This is a genomic window from Gammaproteobacteria bacterium (assembly GCA_027296625.1).
Lineage (GTDB): Bacteria > Pseudomonadota > Gammaproteobacteria > JAKEHO01 > JAKEHO01 > JAKEHO01.
This window is the reverse complement of record JAPUIX010000030.1, coordinates 1-5,027: the sequence shown is the minus strand read 5'-3', so window position 1 is coordinate 5,027 and position 5,027 is coordinate 1. Positions and strand designations below refer to the sequence as shown.

At 57.1% G+C, this 5,027-nt stretch carries 4 protein-coding genes and 2 pseudogenes; 1 reads left to right on the top strand and 5 read right to left on the bottom strand.

The window, feature by feature from the left end; all coding sequences use genetic code 11:
- Nucleotides 1-201, top strand: a 201-nt coding sequence (locus tag O6944_01715; protein ID MCZ6717864.1) for a hypothetical protein, incomplete at its 5' end; no start/stop codon positions are given.
- Nucleotides 202-529: 328 nt separating this feature from the next.
- Here the strand turns inward: O6944_01715 and O6944_01710 are convergent.
- The 5 genes and pseudogenes from O6944_01710 to O6944_01690 form a co-directional block, all read right to left on the bottom strand.
- Entirely contained in the window at nt 530-892 is a 363-nt protein-coding gene (locus O6944_01710) for a hypothetical protein (GenBank protein ID MCZ6717863.1), read from the bottom strand.
- Between the two features lie 97 nt (nt 893-989).
- Nucleotides 990-2,570, bottom strand: coding sequence for an ABC transporter substrate-binding protein (locus O6944_01705; GenBank protein MCZ6717862.1), 1,581 nt, complete (start codon nt 2,568-2,570; stop codon nt 990-992).
- 615 nt (nt 2,571-3,185) lie between these two features.
- Nucleotides 3,186-3,293 (bottom strand): annotated as a pseudogene (locus O6944_01700) (IS1595 family transposase).
- Nucleotides 3,294-3,421: 128 nt separating this feature from the next.
- A pseudogene (locus tag O6944_01695) lies at nt 3,422-3,634 on the bottom strand (hypothetical protein).
- 49 nt (nt 3,635-3,683) lie between these two features.
- On the bottom strand, nt 3,684-4,745 hold the full coding sequence (locus O6944_01690; protein MCZ6717861.1) for an MBL fold metallo-hydrolase: 1,062 nt from the start codon (nt 4,743-4,745) through the stop codon (nt 3,684-3,686).
- Nucleotides 4,746-5,027: the final 282 nt, after the last annotated feature.

Below are 5,027 nucleotides of genomic sequence, written 5' to 3'. Positions count from 1 at the left end.
CTCCATCCACGTCGTGACACAAGCAAGGGTCCGGTGGCCGTCAGTGCCACCTTCTGGAGATGTGCCGCCTTTCTGGCCTGCGCTCTTGCCACCGAACCTATCTGTGTGCATATGGTCGCCAGTTTGGAGCTCGTCCCTCCGATAGCCGGTGGCGGTGGCCCCTGGGAGCGGCAGGCAGCGCGGCGGCTGGTGGCGCGCTGAGGAAGGCGCGAGGGGGAAGCGCGGGTTGCGTGGCGGTCGAGCGGTGTTATGCCCTCAGATATCAGGTCCGTGATCTTTTCCGAGTGGGCCTGTAGGCTTCCCCGCGTTCCCGCAACCCGCGAATGAACCACGACGATTCAGCGACGACTTGGTTTCCTGCAGAGTGAGAGCTAAAGGCGGTCGGACGGTCGAACACGGTCGGACACTTCGGCAAACTTTTTGTCACGCGTTCTTTTGGCCGGGGTTCCCCAATCTGTGCGATCGCGTCCGACTGTTCGACCGCGCTGTGTCTGAATATGTACTGACAGTCGTCCACTTCCCAACTCAGCTAGCCTGATAACTCATCCAGCAACGCCTTCGCATCCTGCAAGTCCGCCGTATCAAACCCCTCAGTAAACCATCCATACACTGGGGCGAGCAGGTCGGTGGCGTCCTGGCGCTTGTCCTGGGACTGCCACAGACGGGCCAGGCTCATGGCAGCGCGCAGCATGAAGAAGACCAGCGTCGCCACCGCCCACATCACGAGTACGGAATACAGCACGCGCTTGAATAGGTAGATACGCATGGCGCCCACCCCATCCGTTACAAACCTCGCCAAAAGATCCTTTACACCAGTGCGGAAATAAACCGACTGCATTTCCGCACTGGTGTAAAGATAGACAAGTGCTGAAAAATAAGGAGTTTTACGCATAGGCACTCAAAATTCTGCCCGTTTTCACAGTCGGGTTATTTCCGCGCCCATGTAAACAATGTTGTGGCGAGGTTTGTCCGTTAGACCCCGCCGGGGGTTAGCCCATGGTTATCGGGGCGAAACTCCAGGTCGGCGTGGGTGACATGCGGAAACCTTTCACTTCCTTACGCACCGCAATAAATTCAGTCAAATGGTGCGTAAAGGCCATCGGCGCATCCGCCATCACCATATCCTCCGCCAGGTGCACCAACGCAAGGCGCCTTTTCGGATCGCCCTCGCGGAATTGCTCTTCGATGATCGTATCGAGGGTGATGTTGCCACCATAGCCAAAGGTATTGAATTTCCCGTTGGTGATGAAGAAGTCGCGGATCGAGTCGTTGGGATCGATATCGGCCCCGCTTCCCCCTACACGCGTCTCGTAATCGCCGGAGCGGAAGCGCTTGCCACCCACCGAGGGGTCGACCTGCTCGATCTCGAATTTAATCGGCAGCACCTTTTCGATCAGCGGCAGGAGCACCTGGCCGGCGCGCAGATCGCCGTAGGATGGCGCAGTCAGGGTCTTGAGCTTGAGGTTACCGACCCCCGTCTCTTCCCACAAGCGCAGCGCCGCATCCGGATCGTACCTCTGGGCGCTGATCTCGCGTTTGAAATCTCGAAAATACAACTTCTGCGCCGCCGGAATCGGCCCCACGCCGGGGAGCGCCCGACCGAAGAAGGCGCGCTTGACCAACGCGTCTCGGTCGATCGACTTGGCAATGGCAAGGCGCACCCGTACATCCTTGAAGGCCGCCACCTTGTCCTGATTGAGCATGAGTCCGCGGAAGCCCGGGTCCGGCCCCTCCAGCATGGTGATATTGGGGTCGCGCTGGAGGATATCAAAGAACTGCGTCGGGGGGCGGTTGTGGAACTGAATGTCCCCGGTTCTGAGCGCCGCCACAATGGTTTCCGGCTCGACCACCGGGATGTTGACGACGCGCTTGATCTTGGGAACCTCCCGGTGATAATCGTCAAAACGCTCGAGGACTAACTTGCTTCCCACCTGGTGCTCGGCAACGCGGAACGGCCCGGTGCCCACTGGAGTGACACTGAACTGCTCCGGGCCCATTTTTTCGAGCGATTTGGGGCTGGCAATGATCAGCGCCCGGCCGGGCACAGCGGTCAGGGTCATCAAAAAGCTACCACTCGGGGATTTCAATTTGAAACGCAGCACGTGGTCATCGAGCTTCTCGATTTTGTCAATTTCGTCCAAGCGCCGGCGGTGGATCGAACCGGTCTTGGGATCCTTGATGCGGTTGTAGTTATAGATCACATCGGCGGCGGTAAAATCTTCACCGTCGTGAAATTTGACCCCTTTGCGCAACTGAAAGATCCACTCGCGGCCGTCCTTAGACACCTCCCAGCTCTCCGCGAGATCGCCCTGCGGCTCTAGATTGTGATCAGCATAAATCAGACCGCTGTAGATTTGATTGCCGATTTGCATGTGCTCGATGCCTTGGAGAATGGCGGGATCGAGGCGCTCAAACTTGTCACGGCTCCAGCCGGCAACAAGCGTATCACTGCCCTGGGCAAACGCACTTCTCGGTCCCCGCACCCCGATGGCGCGTGTCAGGCCATAGGCACCACCCGCTGCCGCAAGTTTCAGGGCCGTACGTCTGCTGACTCCCTGCTTCTCTCTCATCTGACCTCTCCTCTCTGGCATAGGTGAGAGCAGGCGGAATCCAGCTGCTGCTCTCAGTCCGTTATCCTCCATCTTCCACAGGCCAGGCACCCCGTGATGTGTGAGCTGGTACAAACGCCAGGATAACCCTCGCTCCCCGCCTCGAGACGCATACGATCCGCGAGAGTTTTAACAGTCGCAATGGGCAGTTATCACAGTGCTAAACTCTGTGTATCATACCTTGGAAATACAAAGCAAATTCATTCGACGATGGGGGTCGTGTCCTCTCTCCTTTCGTGATCGAAACCCGTCGAAATGTGTCGACAGCACACTGTCCCATGAAGTGACATTTATGGGACAGTTTAGCCGTCCGTGGCGGGCGCGTCCAAGTCGTCTTTGATCGAGAGATCGCTGCTTGGGGGTATAGCAAATAGGGGCTCCAGGCGTCGCTCAATTTATCGGGTTTTGTAGAAGGTCGAAGTGGTCCAAACACTTGACGAGGTCTCCCATTTTGGCCTTGCTCGCGATGTCAGGCTTTAAGGCCGCGTACAAGATCAGCTCGGCCTGTTCAAATGCCGTCAGCTGACGATAGTTTCGCAGGAATTGAAAGAACCCAGCGTACCCCGGCAGATTGGTTTTGCTGATGCCTCGAAACACCCGCAGATAGGGTTTGAGCAACGAAAACAGGCATTCGGCCCGGCTCTCATGTACCTCGCCACGCGCATATTCCTTCTGTAGTATGGTTGACGAAGTCGTGTGCATAGCCCTTTGTTGAGCTTTTCTGCTTGTGATCTCTGATTGCTATTTTCCTTCCATAGGACCACCCAGGAGCGCGGAGACGGCAAACGTGGCGCATGGGGGAGACCCTCGGGCTACCCTAGCTCGTCAAGCAACATCTTCGCCTCCTGCAAATCCGCCGTATCAAACCCCTCGGTGAACCACTCATACACCGGGGCGAGCAGGTCGTAGGCGTCCTGGCGCTTGTCCTGGGACTGCCACAGGCGGGCAAGGCTGGTGGCGGCGCGGAGTTCCAGGGATTTGGCTTGTTGGTGGCGAGCAACATCGAGGGCTTGGTGGAAGCAGGCCGGCTGAAAGGTAGGTCCCGCGCTTCTCTCCCGTAGGTCCTTTGCGTTTTCACTGTTGTTTCGCGATCTTTTTCACCTCTATGCATTTCAGATCCTCGGCAATCACCACGGTCCCCGAATAATGATTTTTCACATGGGCCAGATTGGATGCGAGATTTGCAAGACTGAAGTTTGGATTGTTATCAACCTTAAATAAGTGACTCAGGACCAGCATGCGAACCCCGGCCGCTTGCGCAATCTTCCCCACGACACTCGGCTTCGCATGAAACCGTATGGGACCTCCCTTGACCTCCTCGGATATCGCGAAGTGCATGACCAGAACGTCCACGCCCTGCACCAGCCTTACAAAAGCACGACTAAACCCGGTATAGTCAGCCCCAGTTCCAGCCTGATCGGCACCGAAGCCGACACTGACCCCACCCATGTCCACGCGGTATCCCAGCGTGGGCAGGTGCGCGTGGGGGACACCGATAGCGGTCACTCTCAGGTCAGCATCCTTATAGATCTCGACCGGCGAGCTACGCTGAACATCCGTCTCTACGGCCTGAAGTTTCGGTGCCCGACCAGACAATTTCGACCAAGGGAAGGCCCCGGCTTTCGTCTGGAACAACGCGTCCAAGAAATCTTTGAGACCTGGAATTGCCGCACTGCCGGAGGGACCAGAGACGACAAGATTTTTCATGCCCGACAAGGTGCCGCTCCAGAGCAGCGCTGGTAGCTCCGAGGCATGATCAGGATGGAAATGCGAAATACTCAGCACTTTCAGATCCTTGACCCGAGCTCCAGCCTGGTGCAATCGTAAGAAAGTACCGCCTCCTGCGTCGATCATGATGTGTGGTCGTCCATTCCCCCATACCAGGTATCCCGATGAAGCTCTCTCGTCCCATCCGACCGGTCCCCCAGAGCCGAGGATCTGAAGCACTACACCCGTTTTTTTGCAGGGAGTATCTTCCGTGCCGAAGACGACACTCGCAGAGAGCAAAAAAATGAGCGCAACGACTGCCAACGGGTGCAATAGCACCATCGGTCGCCTCTCAATCCCCCACCGCACCTCTGTCTCTTTCCAATCATTGTGCTGTAGGGACGTCTGCATAGATGCTCCTTTTACCATGTTATCCTCCTTTATGGCCCAGTGAAAACGAACGTGTCACCAGCGGCAAAGTAGCTGGAGCACATGGTCTTTCAGCAGCTTGAGAGCATGAGAAACGAATAGTTTTGAGATTACGCCAACTCCTCCAAAAGCGCCTTGGCGTCCTTCAAATCCGCCGTGTCAAACCCCTCGGTAAACCACCCATACACCGGCGCCAGCAGCTCGTAGGCGTCCTGGCGCTTGTCCTGGGACTGCCACAGGCGGGCCAGGCTGGTGGCGGCGCACTCTACATAGCGTTCTGTG